This window comes from Pseudomonas sp. IT-P2, assembly GCF_949767575.1.
Taxonomy (GTDB): Bacteria; Pseudomonadota; Gammaproteobacteria; order Pseudomonadales; family Pseudomonadaceae; genus Aquipseudomonas; species Aquipseudomonas pharyngis.
This window is the reverse complement of sequence record NZ_CATKQA010000040.1, coordinates 1-271: the sequence shown is the minus strand read 5'-3', so window position 1 is coordinate 271 and position 271 is coordinate 1. Positions and strand designations below refer to the sequence as shown.

General features: G+C 47.6%; 1 rRNA gene. It reads right to left on the bottom strand.

Annotated elements, in window-relative coordinates:
• Positions 1-154, bottom strand: a 23S ribosomal RNA gene (locus ACM6JM_RS19295); the annotation flags it as partial.
• Positions 155-271: the final 117 nt, after the last annotated feature.

The window sequence follows — 271 nt, the reverse complement described above, 5'->3', positions numbered from 1 at the left end:
CAAGATAACCATCTTGTGATGGCTGGGTTCCCCCATTCAGACATCTCCGGATCAAAGTCTGTTTGCCGACTCCCCGAAGCTTTTCGCAGGCTACCACGTCTTTCATCGCCTCTGACTGCCAAGGCATCCACCGTATGCGCTTCTTCACTTGACCATATAACCCCAAGCAATCTGGTTATACTGTGAAGACGACATTCGCCGAAAATTCGAATTTCTCAACTAAGAGAACTCACAAATTTTACCTTAGCCTGATCACCACCAGTGAAAGTGG